General features: G+C 69.2%; 18 protein-coding genes. 8 read left to right on the top strand and 10 right to left on the bottom strand.

What is annotated here, in order from left to right:
- Positions 1–42 precede the first annotated feature (42 nt).
- The gene (locus tag BLV96_RS15700) at positions 43–486 is read right to left on the bottom strand and encodes a hypothetical protein (protein WP_086683859.1); all 444 of its coding nucleotides are present in this window, start codon (positions 484–486) and stop codon (positions 43–45) included.
- Between the two features lie 19 nt (positions 487–505).
- On the bottom strand, positions 506–1,648 hold the full coding sequence (locus BLV96_RS15695; RefSeq protein WP_244180238.1) for a DUF6745 domain-containing protein: 1,143 nt from the start codon (positions 1,646–1,648) through the stop codon (positions 506–508).
- 173 nt (positions 1,649–1,821) lie between these two features.
- Here BLV96_RS15695 and BLV96_RS15690 point away from each other — a divergent pair, with 173 nt between their 5' ends.
- Together BLV96_RS15690 and BLV96_RS15685 are read left to right on the top strand one after the other, a co-directional pair.
- The gene (locus BLV96_RS15690; protein WP_086683857.1) at positions 1,822–3,186 is read left to right on the top strand and encodes a glycoside hydrolase family 28 protein; all 1,365 of its coding nucleotides are present in this window, start codon (positions 1,822–1,824) and stop codon (positions 3,184–3,186) included.
- An 80-nt stretch (positions 3,187–3,266) separates the two neighbouring features.
- Positions 3,267–5,156 (top strand): acyl-CoA dehydrogenase family protein, encoded by a 1,890-nt coding sequence (locus BLV96_RS15685; protein WP_086683854.1) that lies wholly within the window; start codon positions 3,267–3,269, stop codon positions 5,154–5,156.
- 45 nt (positions 5,157–5,201) lie between these two features.
- Here BLV96_RS15685 and BLV96_RS15680 read toward each other — a convergent pair whose 3' ends face one another.
- Positions 5,202–5,993 (bottom strand): DUF2382 domain-containing protein, encoded by a 792-nt coding sequence (locus tag BLV96_RS15680; protein WP_086683851.1) that lies wholly within the window; start codon positions 5,991–5,993, stop codon positions 5,202–5,204.
- A 292-nt stretch (positions 5,994–6,285) separates the two neighbouring features.
- Between BLV96_RS15680 and BLV96_RS15675 the strand changes: the two genes are divergently transcribed.
- Entirely contained in the window at positions 6,286–6,759 is a 474-nt protein-coding gene (locus tag BLV96_RS15675; RefSeq protein ID WP_086683848.1) for a carboxymuconolactone decarboxylase family protein, read from the top strand.
- A 352-nt stretch (positions 6,760–7,111) separates the two neighbouring features.
- On the opposite strand, the gene trhA is transcribed toward BLV96_RS15675, so the two are convergent.
- Positions 7,112–7,753, bottom strand: coding sequence for a PAQR family membrane homeostasis protein TrhA (gene trhA, locus BLV96_RS15670; protein WP_086683845.1), 642 nt, complete (start codon positions 7,751–7,753; stop codon positions 7,112–7,114).
- Positions 7,754–7,866: 113 nt separating this feature from the next.
- Between trhA and BLV96_RS15665 the strand changes: the two genes are divergently transcribed.
- Positions 7,867–8,643 carry an isoprenyl transferase gene (locus BLV96_RS15665; protein ID WP_167379616.1) on the top strand — a complete coding sequence of 259 codons (777 nt, stop codon included), beginning with the start codon at positions 7,867–7,869 and terminating at the stop codon, positions 8,641–8,643.
- Positions 8,644–8,694: 51 nt separating this feature from the next.
- Here the strand turns inward: BLV96_RS15665 and BLV96_RS15660 are convergent, their stop codons facing one another.
- A complete protein-coding gene (locus BLV96_RS15660; protein WP_086683841.1) occupies positions 8,695–8,943 on the bottom strand; it encodes a hypothetical protein in 249 nt (82 codons plus the stop codon).
- Positions 8,944–9,667: 724 nt separating this feature from the next.
- On the opposite strand from BLV96_RS15660, the gene phoH2 reads away from it, so the two are divergent.
- Entirely contained in the window at positions 9,668–10,960 is a 1,293-nt protein-coding gene (gene phoH2, locus BLV96_RS15655) for an RNA 5'-3' helicase PhoH2 (protein WP_086683838.1), read from the top strand.
- Between the two features lie 63 nt (positions 10,961–11,023).
- On the opposite strand, the gene guaB1 is transcribed toward phoH2, so the two are convergent.
- Positions 11,024–12,463: a GMP reductase gene (gene guaB1, locus BLV96_RS15650; protein ID WP_086683835.1), complete on the bottom strand. Its 1,440-nt coding sequence runs from the start codon at positions 12,461–12,463 to the stop codon at positions 11,024–11,026.
- A 43-nt stretch (positions 12,464–12,506) separates the two neighbouring features.
- On the opposite strand from guaB1, the gene BLV96_RS15645 reads away from it, so the two are divergent.
- A complete protein-coding gene (locus tag BLV96_RS15645; RefSeq protein ID WP_086683832.1) occupies positions 12,507–12,974 on the top strand; it encodes a DUF309 domain-containing protein in 468 nt (155 codons plus the stop codon).
- Positions 12,968–13,462 carry a hypothetical protein gene (locus tag BLV96_RS15640; RefSeq protein WP_086683829.1) on the top strand — a complete coding sequence of 165 codons (495 nt, stop codon included), beginning with the start codon at positions 12,968–12,970 and terminating at the stop codon, positions 13,460–13,462. Before BLV96_RS15645 ends, BLV96_RS15640 begins: the two co-directional genes overlap by 7 nt.
- Before the next feature lie 32 nt (positions 13,463–13,494).
- Here BLV96_RS15640 and BLV96_RS15635 read toward each other — a convergent pair whose 3' ends face one another.
- Positions 13,495–14,118, bottom strand: a complete 624-nt coding sequence (locus BLV96_RS15635) for an MBL fold metallo-hydrolase (protein WP_086683826.1) — start codon at positions 14,116–14,118, stop codon at positions 13,495–13,497.
- Between the two features lie 96 nt (positions 14,119–14,214).
- Between BLV96_RS15635 and BLV96_RS15630 the strand changes: the two genes are divergently transcribed.
- The gene (locus BLV96_RS15630; protein ID WP_086683823.1) at positions 14,215–15,423 is read left to right on the top strand and encodes an NADH:flavin oxidoreductase/NADH oxidase family protein; all 1,209 of its coding nucleotides are present in this window, start codon (positions 14,215–14,217) and stop codon (positions 15,421–15,423) included.
- Here BLV96_RS15630 and BLV96_RS15625 read toward each other — a convergent pair.
- The 3 genes from BLV96_RS15625 to BLV96_RS15615 form a co-directional block, all read right to left on the bottom strand.
- On the bottom strand, positions 15,395–16,015 hold the full coding sequence (locus BLV96_RS15625) for a Pr6Pr family membrane protein (protein ID WP_086683820.1): 621 nt from the start codon (positions 16,013–16,015) through the stop codon (positions 15,395–15,397). The genes BLV96_RS15630 and BLV96_RS15625 overlap by 29 nt on opposite strands.
- 92 nt (positions 16,016–16,107) lie before the next feature.
- On the bottom strand, positions 16,108–16,548 hold the full coding sequence (locus BLV96_RS15620; protein WP_086683817.1) for a hypothetical protein: 441 nt from the start codon (positions 16,546–16,548) through the stop codon (positions 16,108–16,110).
- A 145-nt stretch (positions 16,549–16,693) separates the two neighbouring features.
- Positions 16,694–17,986, bottom strand: a complete 1,293-nt coding sequence (locus BLV96_RS15615) for a S53 family peptidase (RefSeq protein WP_244180236.1) — start codon at positions 17,984–17,986, stop codon at positions 16,694–16,696.
- Positions 17,987–18,116: the final 130 nt, after the last annotated feature.

Raw genomic sequence — 18,116 nt, 5'->3', positions numbered from 1 at the left:
CGCGGGGTGCCGCCCCCTCGGTGGCACCCCGCGAGCCCGCGGTCAGTCCGCTACCAGCACCGACCCGCCCTCGTACCAGAGCGCGCCGGCCTTCCGGAAGGCGCCGGCCTCCCGCTGCCGCCGGACGACCCAGCGTCCCGGCGCGATGCCCGTCGCCCCGTGCTCCGGGTGCACCAGGTACACCGGCACGGTGTTGTGCAGCATCGCGACCGCGAGCCACTCGGGATCGGCGACCTGGACCGTCAGCTGACAGGAACCCACCAGCGTGTGCGGGTTGGTCCCGTCACCACCTCGGACGAGTTCCGCGCCCTCCGCGGGCAGGGGGTGCCAGCCGGCGCGGCCGCGCACCCCGTCGGCCATCGCCTCCGGGACGACGATCAGGTCGCCTTGGGCCTGCAAGCCGTCGATCACCGGGACGTCGACCTGCCGGTCCAGGTGGGCCAGGACGTCGAGGCCGGTCCGGTCGAGCAGTTCCGCCAAATGCATGGGAATCACCTCAAAGGTTTCAAGTCCGACGCACCAGCCGCGCGTACTGGGCTCCGGTGAGCCCGTACGTCCAGCCGGCCGCGTCGAGGGGATGGTCGATTTCGGCGGGCACGCGCAACCCGTAGCGGCGACGCGTGCCGTCGCGTTCGACGGAGCCGTTGACCACCAGCAGCAGGCGGGCCGGAGCGCGCCACGGCTGGGCCGAACCGCGGTACAGCCGCAGTTCGCACCCGGGGTTGCCGGGGTCGGCGGCGCGGCCGAGCAGGTCGAGCCCCGCCTCTTCGACGAACGCCGGCCAGCCGATCCGCTCGATCGCGCACCGGCGCACTTCGACGTTGCGCTCCGCCGTGATCAGCTCGGCCGTCGGCCCGTCGATCACCCAGGACGGCACCCGCGTCCCGTGCCACGCGTGCACGGTCCAGCCGTCGGGGAACGCCACCGCGGGGCCGTTCGCGTGGTGCGGGCGGACCCCGCCGTAGTCGTCGTCCACGCGCTCGGTGCGCACGACGAGCGGCCGTTCGGCGACGACGCACCGGCCTTCGCGCGGCCACCACCACCCGCACGACCGCGCGAGCGTGGCCCACAGATCCAGTTCGTGAACGTCTTCCGGACCGAACTCGACGCCGTCGACGCGGCGGTGGAGGTCGTACAACGCGATCCAGTGGGCTTCCTGCTGGCCGTACCAGTGCAAGCCGCTCCGCACCGGCAGCGCACCCCGCAGGGCCCCGGCGACGGAATCCCGGATCGACCGCTGCAACGCCGGGCCCAACCCGTTGTTCAGCAACGCCCGGAGCGGGACGCGCACGGGGTCCGGCGGCGGCCGGTACCAGTCGCGCCGGCTGCCGGTCCGCTGGTCGAGCCGCTGCCGAAGGGAGCGGACACACGTCGCCAACCGCGCTTCCACCGGCTGTTCGCCGTCCAGGGAAAGCGCTTGCCCCGGCGACACCAGCTCGGCCGCGGCGGCCGGGGAACCGACCCACGAGAACGTCGGCGGTGCCGCGCCGGCCAGTTCGTAGAGCCGGCTGATCGCCGTTTCCGCGGCCGGCCGGTCCGCCGGCTCGGTGCTCAGCGCGCAGCTCAGCCAGTCATCGCGGATTTCGAGGGCTCGGGACCACAGCGCGGGTCCGGGGAAGCGACGGCCTTGCCGTCGCGAGGCGCTCAACGCGCGAGGGCGCGCACGCCCTTTCGAGTCGTCATGATCCGATCATGACAGCACTTTCGCCGGCCGCGCAAGCCTGGACCCGCACCCGCGTTCACGCCTAGAGTTCCTCGTGCCCACGGTCCGTGCCGTGGTTCCGCCGTCGCACCCGGTCTTTCCCGTGAAGGAAGGCGTCCATGGACGGCAGGTTCACCCGGCGGCAGCTGATCAAGGGCACACTGGCGGTCTCCCTCGTACCGGCGATCCCGCTCTCGCACCGGTACCGCGTCGACGTTCCGGAGCTCCCGTGGCCGGCCGCGAACGACATCGTCGCGGCCACCACGATCCCGGTGTTCCCGGACCGGAGCTTCCCGATCACCGGTTACGGCGCGAAGAACGACGGCAAGACCGACAACACCGCGGCGATCGGCAAGGCGATCGCCGCGTGCACCGCGGCCGGCGGCGGCCACGTGGTCGTGCCGAGCGGTACTTTCCTCACCGGCGCGATCCGCTTGAAGAGCAACGTCGACCTCCACCTCGAAAAGGGTGCGGTGCTCAAGTTCAGCGGGGACGCCTCGAAGTTCCCGAACGTGCTGACGCGGTACGAAGGCATCGAGTGCGTCAACCGGTCGCCGATGATCTACGCCCACGGGGAGAAGAACATCGGCCTCACTGGCAGCGGCACCCTCGACGCCGCCGCGACGTCGTCGTGGAACAAGGGCAGCGACCGCGCGTACCTGGAAACGCTGGTGGCCAAGGGAACCGCGCCGGAGAAGCGGATCGTGCCGGGGTCCGGGCACACCATGCGTTCGGCGTTCGTCGAGCCGTACGCCTGCGAGAACGTGCTGATCCAGGGCGTCACGCTGAAGAACTCCATGTTCTGGCAGCTGCACCCGACGTTGTGCCGCAACGTCACCGTCGACGGCGTCAGCACCGACCCCAGCACCGCGCACTCCAACACCGACGGCTGCGACCCCGAGTCGTGCGACCACGTCGTCATCGCGAACTGCGCGCTGGGCGCGCACGACGACAACATCGCGATCAAGTCCGGCCGTGACGCCGACGGGCGGCGGGTGAACGTCCCGTGCCAGAACCTCGTCGTCGTGAACTGCGTGATGAACGGCAACTGGGGCGCGATCACCTGCGGCAGCGAGCAGACCGGCGGGATCCGCAACGTCTACGCGTACCGGCTCACCGTGCAGGGTGACACGAAGTTCGCGCTGTACGTTAAGTCGAACACGCTGCGTGGCGGGTTCTCGGAGAACATCAACCTCGACAGCGTCAGCGGCACCTTCGCGCGGAACTTCGTGTTCGTGACGTCGACGTACAACAGCCAGACCGGCGACCACGTCCCGTCCTTCGGGCCGTTCACGATCAGCGACTGCGCGAGCACGAAGATCGCGGGCAAGACGTTCGACGTCAGCGGGCTTTCGAACGCCCACGTGCACGGGTTCACCGTGGCGAACTCCACGTTTGAGGGAGTGTCGGACACGTCGAACACGCTGAAGTACGTGGACAACGCCAAGTTCACCGATGTGATGGTGAACGGCAAGCCGATCTGACCCTGCGCGATCGGCGCGGCTGCGGCAGGCTTACTACCAACGAGTAGGAAGCCTGCCGTCAGTCCTTTCCGGAGGTAGCCGTGGACGTTCCCGAAGTGCCCTCGAAGGTGGATCCGGACGCGCTGACCACCGTCCTCGACGGCCGCTGGGCCGAGCTGCGCCGCGGCGTCCGCGCGCAGATGGCCGGCGCGGAGTTCCGGGACCCGGTGGACCTCGGCGTCGAAGCGCACCGCGCCCAGGTGCTCGACCAGCTGCGCGCGCTCGCCGAAACCGACCGGCCCGGCCTGGGTTTCGACCCGGCGTACGGCGGCGGCGGTGACGTCGGCGGCTCGGTGACGTCGTTCGAGCTGCTCGGCTACGGCGACCTGTCGCTGATGGTGAAGGCCGGTGTCCAATGGGGACTGTTCGGCGGCGCCGTCCAGCTGCTCGGCACCGAGCGCCACCACGAGCGGTACCTGCGCGACATCATGGACCTGGGCCTGCTCGGCTGCTTCGCGATGACCGAGCACGGCCACGGTTCCGACGTCCAGCACCTGCGCACCACGGCGACCTTCGCCGACGGCGGGTTCGTCGTGCACACCCCGGATACCATGGCGCAGAAGGAATACATCGGCAACGCCGCCCGCGACGGCCGGATGGCGGTGGTGTTCGCGCAGCTGGTCACCGGCGGGGAATCCCGGGGTGTGCACGCGTTCATGGTGCCGATCCGGGACGAGTCCGGCGCACCGGTGCCGGGAGTGTCCATCGAGGACTGCGGCCCGAAGGCGGGCCTGAACGGTGTCGACAACGGACGGTTGAGCTTCGACAACGTCCGGGTTCCCCGCGAGGCATTGCTGAACCGCTTCGGCGACGTCGCCGAGGACGGGACGTACTCCAGCCCGATCGAGAGCGACAGCCGCCGGTTCTTCACGATGCTGGGCACGCTGATCCGCGGCCGGGTGAGCGTCGGCGGCAGCGCGGGGAGCGCGACGAAACGCGGGCTGGCCCTGGCGATCCGCTACGGCGAGCAGCGCCGCCAGTTCCTGACGCCGGACGGCGACGAGGTCGTCATCCTCGACTACCTCGGGCACCAGCGGAAGCTGCTGCCGGCGCTGGCGAAGACGTACGCGTTGCACTTCGCGCAGGAAGAGCTGGTGTCGAAGCTGCACGACATCGACTCGTCGGCGCCGGAGGAGGAGCAGCGCGAGCTGGAGTCGCGCGCGGCCGGGTTGAAGGCGCTCAACACGTGGCACGCGACGGCCACGATCCAGGCGGCGCGCGAAGCCTGCGGCGGCGCGGGCTACCTCGCGGAGAACATCCTCCCGGGCCTGAAGGCCGACACGGACGTCTTCACGACGTTCGAAGGCGACAACACGGTGCTGCTGCAGCTGGTCGCGAAGGGCCTGCTGACCAGCTACAAGCAGGACTTCCAGGACCTCTCGCCGCTGGCCACGGCCCGGTTCTTCACCGACCAGGTGGTCGGCGCGATCCTGGAGCGGACGTCGGTGCGCAAGGCGCTCGAGTCGCTCACCGAAGGGTCCGATTCGGACGTCTTCTTCCGCCGCGAGTGGCAGCTGAAGCTGTTCGAAGACCGCGAGGAACACGTGGTCGAGGGAGTGGCGAAGCGCCTGCGCAAGGCGGCCGAGGACCCGTTCGGGGTGTTCAACGCGGCGCAGGACCACGTGCTGCGCGCGGGCCGCGTCCACATGGAGCGGCTGGTGCTGGAGGCGTTCGCGGCGGCGGTCGAGCGCTGCGAGGACCCGGACGCCCGATCACTGCTGGAGAGGGTTTGCGACCTCTACGCTCTATCAGCGATAGAGGAGGACCTGGCCTGGTTCCTGGGCCACGGCCGCTTGACGGCGTCGCGCGGCAAGGCCGTGACGGCGGCGGTGAACAGCCTGTGCGCCCAGCTGCGTCCCCACGCGCGGGCGCTGGTGGACGCGTTCGCCATCCCGGAGCAGTTCCTGGCGGCGCCGATGCTGCGGGCATGACGAAGGGGTGGCCGGTGTCGGGAACCGGCCACCCCCGCGCGTTCGTCAGGACCGGCGGTGCTTCTTGCCCTCGTCATCGGTCACTTCGAACTGTTCCTTGCGGACCTTGCCGGAGACCGTCTGTTCGTCGGTCACCGTCTCCTTGCGCAGCCGAGCCCGTTCGACCGGCACGCTCTCCTTGCTCACGACGGGTTTCTCGGCGTGCAGGACGACGTCCTGTTCGGCCTCACCGATTTCGGCCCCGCGCTGCCCGTCCTTGATCGGCTCACGTTCGATGCGCACTTCTTCGTGCCGCACGGGGACGGTGACCTGCTGCTCTTCGGTGACGACGTACTTGCGCAGCCGCACGTGCCCGGTCTCGACCTGCTCGGTGCCGACGTTCAGCCGTTCCTCGGACCGCGTCATGGCGTCCTTGTCGGCCTTCCCCCGGGTCCCGGCGTCCATCCCGGCCCGGCCGCGGCCACCCATGGCGGGGTCCCGGCCCTGGGTCCGGTCACCCATCCGGCCATCCGGCGACGTCCGCGGCACGGGCAGGCCGTAGTGCTGGTAGAGCTGGGTGCTTTCCTCGGGCGAGAGGTGCCCATCGGCATCGATGCGCGGCGCGTCCGAGACGGCGTCCTTGTCGACCTGGACGTGCACGCCATCCTTGTCGGTGTGGGCGCCGGAGAGCGGGACGAAGCTCTCCTTGGTGCCGAACAGGCCGGTCTTGACGGTGATCCACTCGGGTTGGTGCGTGGCGTCGGCGAGGTAGACGTTGCCGACCTTCCCGAGCTTGTTCCCGGCCGGGTCGACCACGGCACTGTCGATGAGCTCCTGGGGCTGCATGGTCTTGGCCATCGCGGTGCTGCTCCTTTCGCGCGTCGGTGCTTGTAGGAGCCACGGTGGGACGCCCCGCTGATCACGGCAACCGTCGTGGTGTTCCCGTGGGTGACCCCGGAAAGTGGTGGTTTGAGAAGCGGCCCGCTGGCGAGGTCGGGTGAGTTTCCGCAGGTCGAAGGGTGTGTGTAAGCGGTGATCAAGAGGGTGGGTGATGGCGCGAAGGTGTGCATGTGACCGGCGCCACTCGTGAAGCTGTCACAACGCCGGCGCGCACGTCGTCAAGGGTGTGACACCGACGAAGGGAACGGTCATGGAACCGCGGTTCAACATGTTCGAGAACGAGGTCACGAGCAAGTTCTTCAAGCGCCTGATCGCGGCATCGAGGCCGATCGAGGAGTCATCCCTCCCGAAGGCGACGCAGGAGCTGGTGAAGATCCGCGCGAGCCAGATCAACGGCTGCGGAATGTGCCTGGACATGCACACGAAGGACGCGGCAGCAGCGGGCGAGACGGCGGTCCGCTTGGCAATGGTGGCGGCGTGGCGCGAAGCGGTGGTGTTCACGGAGGCAGAGCGCGCGGCATTGGCACTGGCCGAGGAGGGAACGCGCCTGGCGGACAACCACGCGGGAGTGAGCGACGAGACGTGGGAGCAGGTCCGCAAGCACTACGACGAGGAGCAGATCGGCGCGCTGGTGTGCTTGGTGGCCGAGATCAACACGTGGAACAGGCTGAACGTAATCGCCCGCAACCCGGCAGGCGAGTACCAGCCGGGCATGTTCGGCTGAGCAGGAGCCAAAGGAAAACCGCCAGCCGACGGCGAAAACGGCGGGAGCCACAGGCCAAGCTGGAAGCCGACAGCGCAAAGGCGGGAGCCACAGGCCAACCCGGCAGCCGACAGCGCAGAAGGCAGGAGCCAGCAGCCAAACCGGCAGCCGACAGCACAAAGGGCGGGAGCCAGCAGCCAAACAGGCAGCCGGCATCAAAAGAGGACCACCCCGTATCCAGACCCGCCCCTGCATCCCGATCCCAAGCCAGAACACGGCCGGCGACGCCGGGTCAAGGCACGCTGTCCCGCCTTGACGCGGTGCCGCCGGCCGTAGTCACAATAAAGAGATCGGGATGAAGGGGCATGCCAGATCAAGCGTACATGGCAAGCCAGATGGCAATGTAATGCGAAACGGCAGCCAAAACAGTACAGGCATGAAAGTATTCGTGATACCCAAAGGTATCCGGGAAGTGATTAGGCCACTTCACGGCATAAAACACAGCACCAAGGGTGTAGAACAACCCACCCACGCAAAGCAGCACCAAGGCCGCAACCCCGGCATGGTTCAAAAGCTCAGGGAAGACGAAAACCGCCACCCACCCCAAGGCGATGTAGATCGGCACCCCAACCCACCGCGGAGCATGAGGCCAAAGCATCTTGAGAGCAACCCCAAGAACAGCCCCACCCCAAACGATCGACAAGATCACATACCCGGTCGGCTGAGACATGGCCAACAAGGTGAACGGCGTATAAGTCCCCGCGATGAAAAGAAAAATCATCGAGTGGTCAGCACGCTTCATCCACTTGTAAGCCCGCGGGCTCCAAAACCGCCGGTGGTACAGGGCACTGACCCCGAACAGCCCAAGGACCGTCAACCCGTAAACCGACGTCGCCAACGTCGCGAGAGGCGACACAGTGGACGCCGCCAAAGAGATCAGCGCCGCCGCCGCGGCCAAGGCACCGAAGAACGTCCAGAAGTGGATGTGGCCTCGCAACCGCGGGCGGAGGTCCACTACGGGCTCGGGTGGTTCCGTCGTCACGCTCACCCTTCCAGGTTACGGGACCGTAGGTTCGCCGGCAGCGGTCGAGTCACGCGCCTCACACCGGGTGCGTAGGCTGCCTCGACGTGAGCGTGCGTTCCTTCTTGTCCGACGTCGTCTACAGCGTCTATGGCCGACGCCTCATCCAGCAAGCCGCCGGCCGCCATCCCCGGCACATCGCGATCATGCTCGACGGTAACCGCCGCTGGGCTCGCGAAGCCGGCTTTTCGGACGTAGCGGACGGCCATCGGGCCGGCGCGAAGAAGATCGCGGACTTCCTCAGCTGGTGCCAGGAGGCCGAGGTCGAGGTCGTCACCATGTGGCTGCTCTCGACCGACAACCTCAACCGCGACCCGGACGAGCTCACGCCGCTGCTGAAGATCATCACCGACGTCACCGACGAGCTGGCCGCGCCCGGCAAGAGCTGGCAGCTGCGGATCGTCGGGGCCCTGGACCTGCTACCCAGCGACGTCGCCAAGCGACTCAGCGAAGCCGCCGCGCGCACCGAGGGGCGGACCGGGATGGAGGTCAACGTCGCCGTCGGTTACGGCGGGCGCCAGGAAATCGCGGACGCCGTGCGCAAGCTGCTGCTCCAGCACGCCGACGAGGGCCGGACCATTCACGAACTCGCGAAGATCCTCGACGTCGACCACATCTCCGAGCACCTCTACACGTCGGGACAGCCGGATCCTGACCTCATTATCCGCACTTCCGGTGAACAACGGCTTTCCGGATTCCTGCTGTGGCAGTCCGCGCATTCGGAATTCTGGTTCACCGAAGCGTATTGGCCCGCATTCCGCCGCGTCGACTTCCTGCGCGCGATGCGCGACTACGCCTGGCGTCACCGCCGGTTCGGCTCATAAGACGCCGAAGGGGCCCCGGAGCGAACTCCGGGGCCCCTTCGCAAGCCACACTCAGTGGTGGTGGTGCTCCAGCGAGTGGAGGATCAGCGCCGGCGTCGTGGCGATGCCGGTGTAGGCACCCGCGACCAGGGAGGCCGCGCCGTAGCCCAGGGCGCCGCCGCCCTCGATGAACGTGGCGTAGGCGTCGCCGAACGTCGGGTCCGGGGTGCCCGTCGTGTCGCCCGTCGCGGCGAACGCGGTGCTGCCGATCATCATGAGTCCCGCAGCGGTGGCCGCGACGAAACCAGCCTTCTTCAGCACTTCGCACACTCCTAAGTAGAACTGTTGGAATTGGGGCACCGGGGGTCCGGTGGTGTGTCCCGCAGTCAGAAAATTACCTGTCGAACTGGCGTCTCGTCCGGGTTGTACGCCCATTGTGTGAGCCTGCAGCAGGCGCTTTCACTCGGACCGGTTCTCTCTTGGCGGCGCAAAATGCGCCACGCTACCGGACGTGGTAAAAGCGCGGCAATCGATCTTGTGAATACGACGGGTCAGCAATTTCTCCAAGATCATTCCGACGGGGGTGCACCGATCGGGACGTCGCACACGAAGAGTAGTCGTCACGGCACGTCGATGTCGGACGACCGACAGTGAGGTGACGATCTGGCGAATCACCGTGTTGGCTCCCTGCGCGATCCCTCATTCGTAGGTACCTTCCGAGGAGAGGGCACGCGTTCCGTGCGGGTCCTCGCGGGAGGCCCTGGTCGTGACGGTGATCGAGGGGGCGGCGCAGCCGTCCGCGAGACGCACGAGGGGGCCGGCACCCGGCCCTCGTGGCCGCGCCACCTGACGCAGGAGGTCAGGAGGAGTGGTCCAGCCAGGGAGGTGCCCGGCCCAGCGAGTGCGGGCGTGAGGTGCACACGCCCTCGAGGGAGATGCCGTCGTGACTGCGCAGCGTTTGCCCCGTAAGGCCTCTGGCCACTCTTCGACCGGTGCCGTTCCTGGCCCGGAGAAAGCCTCGACCTCGCCCGAATCCCAGCAGCACATGTACGTGCTCGACACGTCGGTCCTCTTGTCGGACCCGTGGGCGGTCACTCGGTTCGCCGAGCACGCTGTCGTGCTTCCGCTGGTCGTCATCAGTGAACTGGAGGCGAAGCGCCACCACCCGGAGCTCGGCTGGTTCGCCCGGGAATCCCTGCGCATGCTCGACGACCTGCGCCGGCAGTACGGCAGGCTCGACGCGCCACTCCCCATCGGGGACCACGGCGGCACGCTGCAGGTGGAGCTGAACCACTCGGACCCGTCGGTGCTCCCGTCCGGGTTCCGCACCGACTCCAACGACCACCGGATCCTCGCCTGCGCGCTCAACCTGGCGGCGGAGTTCCCGGCGGTCACCCTGGTGACGAAGGACATCCCGCTGCGGGTCAAGGCCGGGGCCGTCGGTCTCGAGGCGGACGAGTACCGCGCGCAGGAGGTGACGCCGTCCGGCTGGACCGGCATGGCGGACGTCGACGTCCAGCAGGAAGTGCTGGACGCGCTGTTCGGCGGCAGCACCGTCGACCCGGTCGAGTACGGCATGGACGAGCTCGCCGAGCTGCCCTGCCACACCGGGCTGCGGCTGCTCGCGGGCAGCTCCAGCGCGCTGGGGCGGATCACGGCGGACAAGCGCATCCGGCTGGTGCGGGGCGACCGCGAGGCGTTCGGCCTGCACGGCCGCAGCGCCGAGCAGCGCGTCGCGCTCGACCTGCTGCTCGACTCCGACGTCGGCATCGTCTCGCTGGGCGGACGGGCCGGCACCGGCAAGTCGGCCCTCGCGCTGTGCGCCGGCCTCGAGGCGGTGATGGAACGCCGTCAGCACCGCAAGGTCGTGGTGTTCCGGCCGGTTTACGCGGTCGGCGGCCAGGACCTCGGCTACCTGCCCGGGTCCGAGAGCGAGAAGATGCAGCCGTGGGCGCAGGCGGTGTTCGACACGCTCGGCGCGCTGGTCAGCCAGGAGGTCCTCGACGAGGTCTTCGACCGCGGCATGCTCGAGGTGCTCCCGCTGACCCACATCCGCGGCCGCTCGCTGCACGACACGTTCGTCATCGTCGACGAGGCGCAGTCACTGGAACGGAACGTCCTGCTGACGGTGCTCTCGCGGCTCGGCACGGCGTCCCGGGTGGTGCTCACGCACGACGTCGCCCAGCGCGACAACCTGCGCGTCGGCCGGCACGACGGCGTCTCGGCGGTGATCGAGAAGCTGAAGGGCCACCCGCTGTTCGCGCACGTGACCCTCACCCGCTCGGAGCGTTCGCCGATCGCGGCGCTGGTCACCGAAATGCTGGAGGACCACGGCTAGACCCAAGTCCGTGAATGGCACATTGAGGGACACTTAGTCCCTCAATGTGCCATTCACGGCGTTCTACCAGCCCGAGGGGAGCGGGCGGCCTTCCGCGAAGCCCGCTGCCGACTGGACGCCCAGCAGCGCGCGCTCGTGGAACTCCTCCAGGGTGCGCGCGCCCGCGTAAGTGCAGGAAGAACGGACGCCGGAGCCGATCGAGTCCAGCAGGTCCTCGACGCCCGGGCGCTGCGGGTCGAGCGCCATCCGCGACGACGAGATGCCCTCCTCGAACAACGCCTTGCGGGCGCGGTCGAAGACGTTGTCCGTCCGCGTCCGCGCGCCCACCGCGCGCTTCGACGCCATCCCGAACGACTCCTTGTACGGTCGGCCCTGCTCGTCGAACCGCAGGTCACCGGGCGATTCGTAGGTACCGGCGAACCACGAGCCGACCATCGCCGCGGACGCCCCCGCGGCCAGCGCCAGCGCGACGTCCCGCGGGTGCCGCACGCCGCCGTCGGCCCAGACGTGCTTGCCCAGCTCACGCGCGGCGGCCGCGCACTCGGCGACCGCGGAGAACTGCGGCCGGCCCACGCCGGTCATCATCCGGGTCGTGCACATCGCGCCCGGCCCGACCCCGACCTTGACGACGTCGGCGCCGGCCTGGATCAGGTCGCGCGTGCCTTCCGCGGTGACGACGTTCCCGGCGACCACCGGGACCTTCGGCGACACCGACCGGACGGCCTTCAGCGCGGCGATCATCTTCTCCTGGTGACCGTGCGCGGTGTCGACGACCAGCACGTCGACGCCGGAGGCGAGCACGGCTTCGGCTTTCGCCGCGACGTCGCCGTTGACACCGACCGCGGCGGCGACGCGCAGCTTGCCGGCGTCGTCGACGGCCGGGGTGTAGATGTCCGCGCGCAGCGCGCCGACGGCGGTCAGCACGCCCGCGAGGCGGCCTTCGGCGTCGAGACCCAGCGCGAGCGAAGCGCCGTGGCTGTGCAGCTGCTCGAAGACTTCGCGCGACGGCGTGGTCAGCGGCACCGCGACGGCCGCGGGCTGCGCGACGTCGGCGAGGCGCGCGAAGCGGTCGACACCCGCGCAGGCCGCTTCGTCGACGATGCCGACCGGGCGGCCTTCGCCGTCGACGACCACGACAGCGCCGTGGGCGCGCTTGTGCACCAGGTTGAGCGCGTCGGCGACGGCGTCACCGCCGGTCAGCACCAGCGGCGTGTCCCACACCGTGTGCCGGCTCTTCACCCAGCCGACGATTTCCGCGACGGCGGTGCTGTCCACATCTTGGGGGAGCACCACCAGCCCACCGCGGCGGGCGACGGTCTCGGCCATCCGCCGGCCGGCGACCGCGGTCATGTTGGCGACGACGATCGGGATGGTGGCGCCGGTGCCGTCCGCGGTGGCGAGGTCGACGTCGAAGCGGGACTCCACGTCCGAACGGTTCGGCAGCAGGAACACGTCGTCGTAGGTCAGGTCGTGGGCGGGCCGGTGGCCGTCGAGGAAACGCACGAGTCACCAGACTACCCGGCGGGCCCGTGGCAGGATCGAGGGCATGAGCCGCCGCGACCGGGACACCGAGGGACGCGCACGCAACGCACGGCCGCGTGACGGTCTCGGCCGCCCGCTGCCGTACGGCGCCGACGGCGTCGAGCGCCAGCCCGAAGGCATCGAGAGAACGCCGGCGCAAACGCTTGCGGAGGCGCAACGGCTGCTCGACGACGGCAAGCCGTTCCACGCGCACGAGGTCTTCGAGGACGCGTGGAAGACGACCGACGGCCCCGACCGCGAATTGTGGCGCGGCCTGGCCCAGCTGGCGGTGGGGCTGACGCACGCGGCGCGCGGCAACAACGTCGGCGCGGTGTCCCTGCTGGAACGCGGGGCGGCGAACATCGAGCCGTTCCGGAGCGAGCCGTCACACGGCATCGACGTCGCCGGCCTGCAGCAGTGGGCGCTCGCGCTGGTCGCGGAGGCGAAGCAGCGCGTACGGGTGTCGCCGAGCGCACCAAGGCTGACGTGCTGACGGCGCTCGGCGCCGCGGTCATCGCCGCGGTCGCGTCGCTGATCGGCGTGACGCTGGGGGCGCTGCTCGAGCCGTGGAAGCTGAACGCGGCGAGGCGCGCGAAATTGCGTCAGGACCGGGCCGACCGCTGTGGCAAGTACATCGAAGCCGCCGCCCGGGCGCGCCAGCACCTGGTCAGCATCAACGTCAGCCACCGCCAGGGCGCGGACGCCGAGCGGGTCACGGGCTACGAAGACGAGTACTACACGGTGCGGGCGGAGATGCGGTCCCTGCTGGGGCTCCTGGTGATGAGCGGGCCGGACGAGCTTGTGGAGGCGGCCAGGGAGGTGCGGCGGAAGGACATGGACCTGCACCACGTGCGGCACGAGCCGGACGACGGGGGCGAGTTCACCCGGGTCGTGTTGCCGACGGCCGTCCGGGACGCCGTGGTCGAGCTGGACCGGGCGATCGAGGCGTTCGCCCTCGTCGCCCGGAAGCACACCGCCTGAGCGGCACTTTCACGTGAAAGTGCCGCCTTTTCCTAAGCCGCGTCCCAGCCGCCCGAAGCCGTCTTCTCCGCGCCGAGCGTCGTGCCTTCGCCGTGGCCCGTGTGGACTTTCGTCGCCTCCGGGAGCGTGAACAGCTTCTCGCGGATGGACTTCACGATGGTCGGGTAGTCCGAATAGGACCGTCCGGTGGCGCCGGGGCCGCCGTGGAACAGCGTGTCGCCGGTGAACACGACCCCCAGCTCTTCGGCGTACAGGCACACGGCGCCGGGCGCGTGTCCCGGTGTGTGGACGACCCGCAGCGCCGTGCCCGCGATCGTGATCGTCTGGCCGTCCTTCAGCTCGCCGTCGGGCGCGCGGTCCGGGTGGGTCTGGTCCCACAGGACGCGGTCGTCGGGGTGCAGCAGGATCGGCGCGCCGGTGGCCGCGGCGAGCTCCGGGGCGGCGTTGACGTGGTCGTTGTGCGCGTGGGTGCAGACGATCGCGGCCAGTTTCCGGTCGCCGATGACGTTTTCGATCGCCTTCGCGTCGTGGGCCGCGTCGATCACGATCACCGCCGTGTCGTCGCCCACGATCCACACGTTGTTGTCGACGTCCCAGCTGCCCCCGTCGAGCTGGAAGGTTCCGGACGTCACCAGGTTCTGCACGATCGCCGTCATGGGGCGACCCTAACGGTCATTCGGCGGGTAGATGACATACCGACGGTATGCTACTCTCGCGTCACCTTACTTCGAGTAAGTTCGAGAGGGGACGCGATGACGCTCCTGGCCGAACCGCTGAAGCTGCGCTGCGGCGCCGTGCTGCCGAACCGCCTGGCCAAGTCGGCTCTGAGCGAGCAGCTCGGCGACCGGCGCAACGCCCCGACGCGCGAACTGCACGAGCTGTACCGCACCTGGGCCCGCGGCGGCGCCGGGACGCTCGTCACGGGCAACGTCATGGTCGACCCGGCCGCGCTCGGCGAGCCGCGCAACGTGACGGCTTCCGCGGACCCGGCCGGCTTCCGCGCCTGGGCGCGCGCGGTCGACGGCACCGACACGCGGCTGTGGGTGCAGCTCAACCACCCCGGCCGGCAGAGCCCGCGGTACCTCTCGCGCGAGCCGGTGGCGCCGTCCGCCGTGGCCTTCGGCAGCCGGGGTATCCGCACCGCCTTCGCCGCTCCGCGCGCGTTGACCGGCGAAGAGATCGAAGCGATCATCGAACGCTTCGCCGTTGCGGCGCGGACGTTCGTCGACGCGGGCTTCCACGGCGTCCAGATCCACGGCGCCCACGGCTACCTCGTTTCCCAGTTCCTGTCGCCGCTGACGAACCTGCGTACGGACGCGTGGGGTGGGGACGCGGTGCGCCGGCGCCGGTTCCTGCTGGAGGTCGTGCGGCGGGTGCGGTCGGCGGTGGGCGACGACGTTCCGGTGGCGGTGAAGCTGAACAGCGCGGACTTCCAGCGCGGCGGCTTCACCGAGGAGGAGTCCCTGGAGGTCGTGCGCGAACTCGGCGAATCCGGTGTCGACCTGCTGGAAGTTTCCGGTGGCACGTACGAGAAGGCTGCGATGATGGGCTCCGGACGGGCGAGCACTCAGGCGCGCGAAGCGTACTTCCTGGACTACGCGGCGAAGGCGCGTTCGGTGTCCGACGTCGCGTTGATGGTCACCGGCGGCTTCGCGACGCGGGACGGGATGGAGGAGGCACTGCGTTCGGGTGCGCTGGACGTCGTCGGGCTCGGGCGGCCGCTGATCGTCGACCCGGGGCTGCCGGCGCGGCTGCTCGGCGGCGAAGACGTCCGAGCGGAACGGCGCTGCCCGAAGACCGGCATCCGGCTGGCCGACAGCCTCCTCGAGATCCAGTGGCACACCCGCCAGATGCACCGGATCGCGGCGGGCAAGCCGGCCGACCGGCGCGGCGCGCTGCCGACGCTGGTCCAGGCCGGGTTGAGCGACGGGCTCAACGCGTTCCGCCGGGTGCGGGCGTGAGCCGGCGGTCGTAGAGGAACGCGCCGGCGGCGAGCGCGGTGAAGAACAGCCCGATGAAGACGCAGTTGAGCGCGACCCGGCCGTAGCCGAGCGCGCCGGCGTCGACGAACGGGTACGGGTAGAAGCCGGTGAGCGCGCCGCGCGGCAGCGTGAAGGCGAGCCAGGCCAGCGGGTAGAGCAGCGACCACCAGACGGTGGACCAGGTCAGCACGCCGCGTGGCGCCGCGAGGAGCCAGCCGAGCACGAACAGGATCGGCGTGACCTTGTGCAGCATGGTGTCGGAGAACAGCGGGAGGCCGTGCAGCTCGTACAGGCCGGCGAGAGCGACCTGGTAGACGATGCCGGTCACGATGATGCCGACGAGCGCGTCGAGCCAGAGGACGGTGAACAGCCGGCCGCGGGCGACGCCGAGCGCGACCAGTGCCGAAGTGATGGCGACCAGCAGGTTCGAGTCGATGGTGAAGAAGCAGAGCAGGTTCGCGAGGCGACCGTCCGGATCGGACGCGGTGGCGACGACCTGGCTGACGAGGCCGGTCAACGCGACCACGGCGGTGACCGCGAACCAGGCCCGGGTGAGCGTCTCGCTGCGCATTTCCGGAGCTTAGCTCCACTGTGGACGGCCGGCCCGGCGCAACTTCGATCGGGGGCGCCCCGGCGCTGTCCGGCACCGGGGCGCGCGAAACCTCAAGCCGTGGTGAGAGCGTCCCGAAGGGTGGTGAACGCCTCGTACTCGGCCTTCTGGTCGACGGGCAGCTGGTAGCTGGCCGCGAGCAGCTTCGGCACGGAGGGGATGATGCTGAGCCTGAAGCTCTGCCCGTCCGTCGTCTTGATGACGAACCGGCCTTGCAGGTCGCGCTTCTTGACCGAAGCGCGGTTCGCGTCGGTGATCGTCAGCGGGGTGCCCGCCGTGATCGTCCCGCTCTTTTCGGCGAGCGGGACGATCACGAGGTCGGTCGAGCCCGGCCGGAAACCGATCGCGAAATTGCTGACGGTGGTGGTGCGGAAAACGATGAAGTTCTTTTGCTTGATTTCCGCGCCGTACACCTTGGTGTAGCCGGGCCCGTCGGCGACAGCCCCGTCGAAGGCGGCGTGGATCGCCGCTTTCATCTCTTCTTTGCTTGCCACTTGTGCTCCTCCATGACCGCTCGGGGACTGAGCGGGTCTTCAGGGAGCAGCATCGTAGCGGTGACCGGATCTTCGTCCTGTCGGTAAAAATCCTGACATTTGTTCGCGTCGAAAAAACCGAATGTCACCGTTTCCGGTTAACTGGTCAGCGCAGCGCCTTCACCAGTGCGGGGACGAACACCGACGCGTCGACCGTGCCCCAGCCGCTGGCGATGTCGAAACCCTTCGCCGCGGTGAAGCCGGTGACGCCGTCCTGGCTGTTGTCGCCTTCGGTCACGTCGACGATGCCCGCCTTCGTGCCCTGCGGGCCGAGCTTCGTGTACAGCGCCGGGTTGATCTGGCCGAGCTTGCCGTGCTTGGCCTGCACCGCGAGCGCGAGCACGCCGGCGAACAGCGGCGCGGACTGCGAAGTCCCGTAGACGCCTTCCATGCTGATGTCCGGGAACGACCGCATCTTGCTGCCGGTGATCTTCTTGACGCCGTCCTGCCAGTTCGGCCGCGCGTAGGTCTTCGACAGCCCGGCGCCTTCGGAGAAGCCGTTGTCGGCGACGTTCACGACGTCGTCGGCCTTGGTGCGGGCGCCGTTCGCGTCGAGGTGCAGCTGCGTGCCGCCCAGCGTCGTGACGCGCGGGTCGGACGCCGGCCAGCTCGCGACGCGGTACGGGTAGTTGCCCGGGCCGTAGAGGTACCCGCCGGTCGGGCCGTCGTCACCCGAGGACGCGACCATCGTGATGCCCGCCTTGCTCGCGCGATCGAGCGCCGGGTCGAGCGTCTTGATCGAGTCGAACGACGGGAAGTTCTCTTCCGTGGTCCCGAAGCTCATCGAGATGACGTCGGTCAGCTTGTGCTCGGTCAGGTAGTCGACCGCGTGCATCATCTCGGGCAGGCCGGTGAAACCCTGCGTCTCCGCGACCGGCGTCGCCGCGACGATGATCTTCGCGTTCGGTGCCATGGCGTGCATCATCGTGACGTCGAGGTCGGTCTCGCCGCCCCAGCCCTGGCAGGTCGCGGTGTCGACGCCGGGGTCGGTGCACGCGGGCACCGCGCCGGACGGCTCGATGACCTCGACGTTCGCCGGCGGCAGGCCGTGGTTCTTCGAGTAGGTGTCGAGCACCTGCTTGACCTGGTCGTCGCCGAAGGACACCAGCGTCGTGACGGTGCTGCCCGCGCCGGTGATGCCGGCGTTCCACAGCTTCGTCGCGTTGTACGCGGTGCTTTCCTTCGGCAGCGACGCCATCGCCGCCTCCAGCTTGGCGACGCGCTTCTGCACGGTGTCGGCGCCGACGAACGACTGCGCGGCCGCCGAGAAGTGGTGCTTCGACGGCTGGTGCCCGGCGTTCGGCGTGCTCGGTACCGGCGTCGCACCGGCGGGCGCCGCGAACGCGGTCACGAGCAGGGTGGTGCTCGCGAGCAAGCCGGACACAGCGCGCAATCTCATGCTTTCTCCCACGGCCGAAGGAAACTCCGTCAGCCACTCTGCTCAGGACCGGGAGAAGGCAACATCGACTTTCGTCTTTCCTTTTACGAGGAAAGCACCGTCAACGCGCGAGATGTCGTGATCGCTACTT

It is taken from the genome of Amycolatopsis pretoriensis, from assembly GCF_900107925.1.
GTDB lineage: Bacteria > Actinomycetota > Actinomycetes > Mycobacteriales > Pseudonocardiaceae > Amycolatopsis > Amycolatopsis pretoriensis.
The sequence above is the reverse complement of the archived record's forward strand: the minus strand, read 5'-3'. Positions and strand labels throughout refer to the sequence as shown.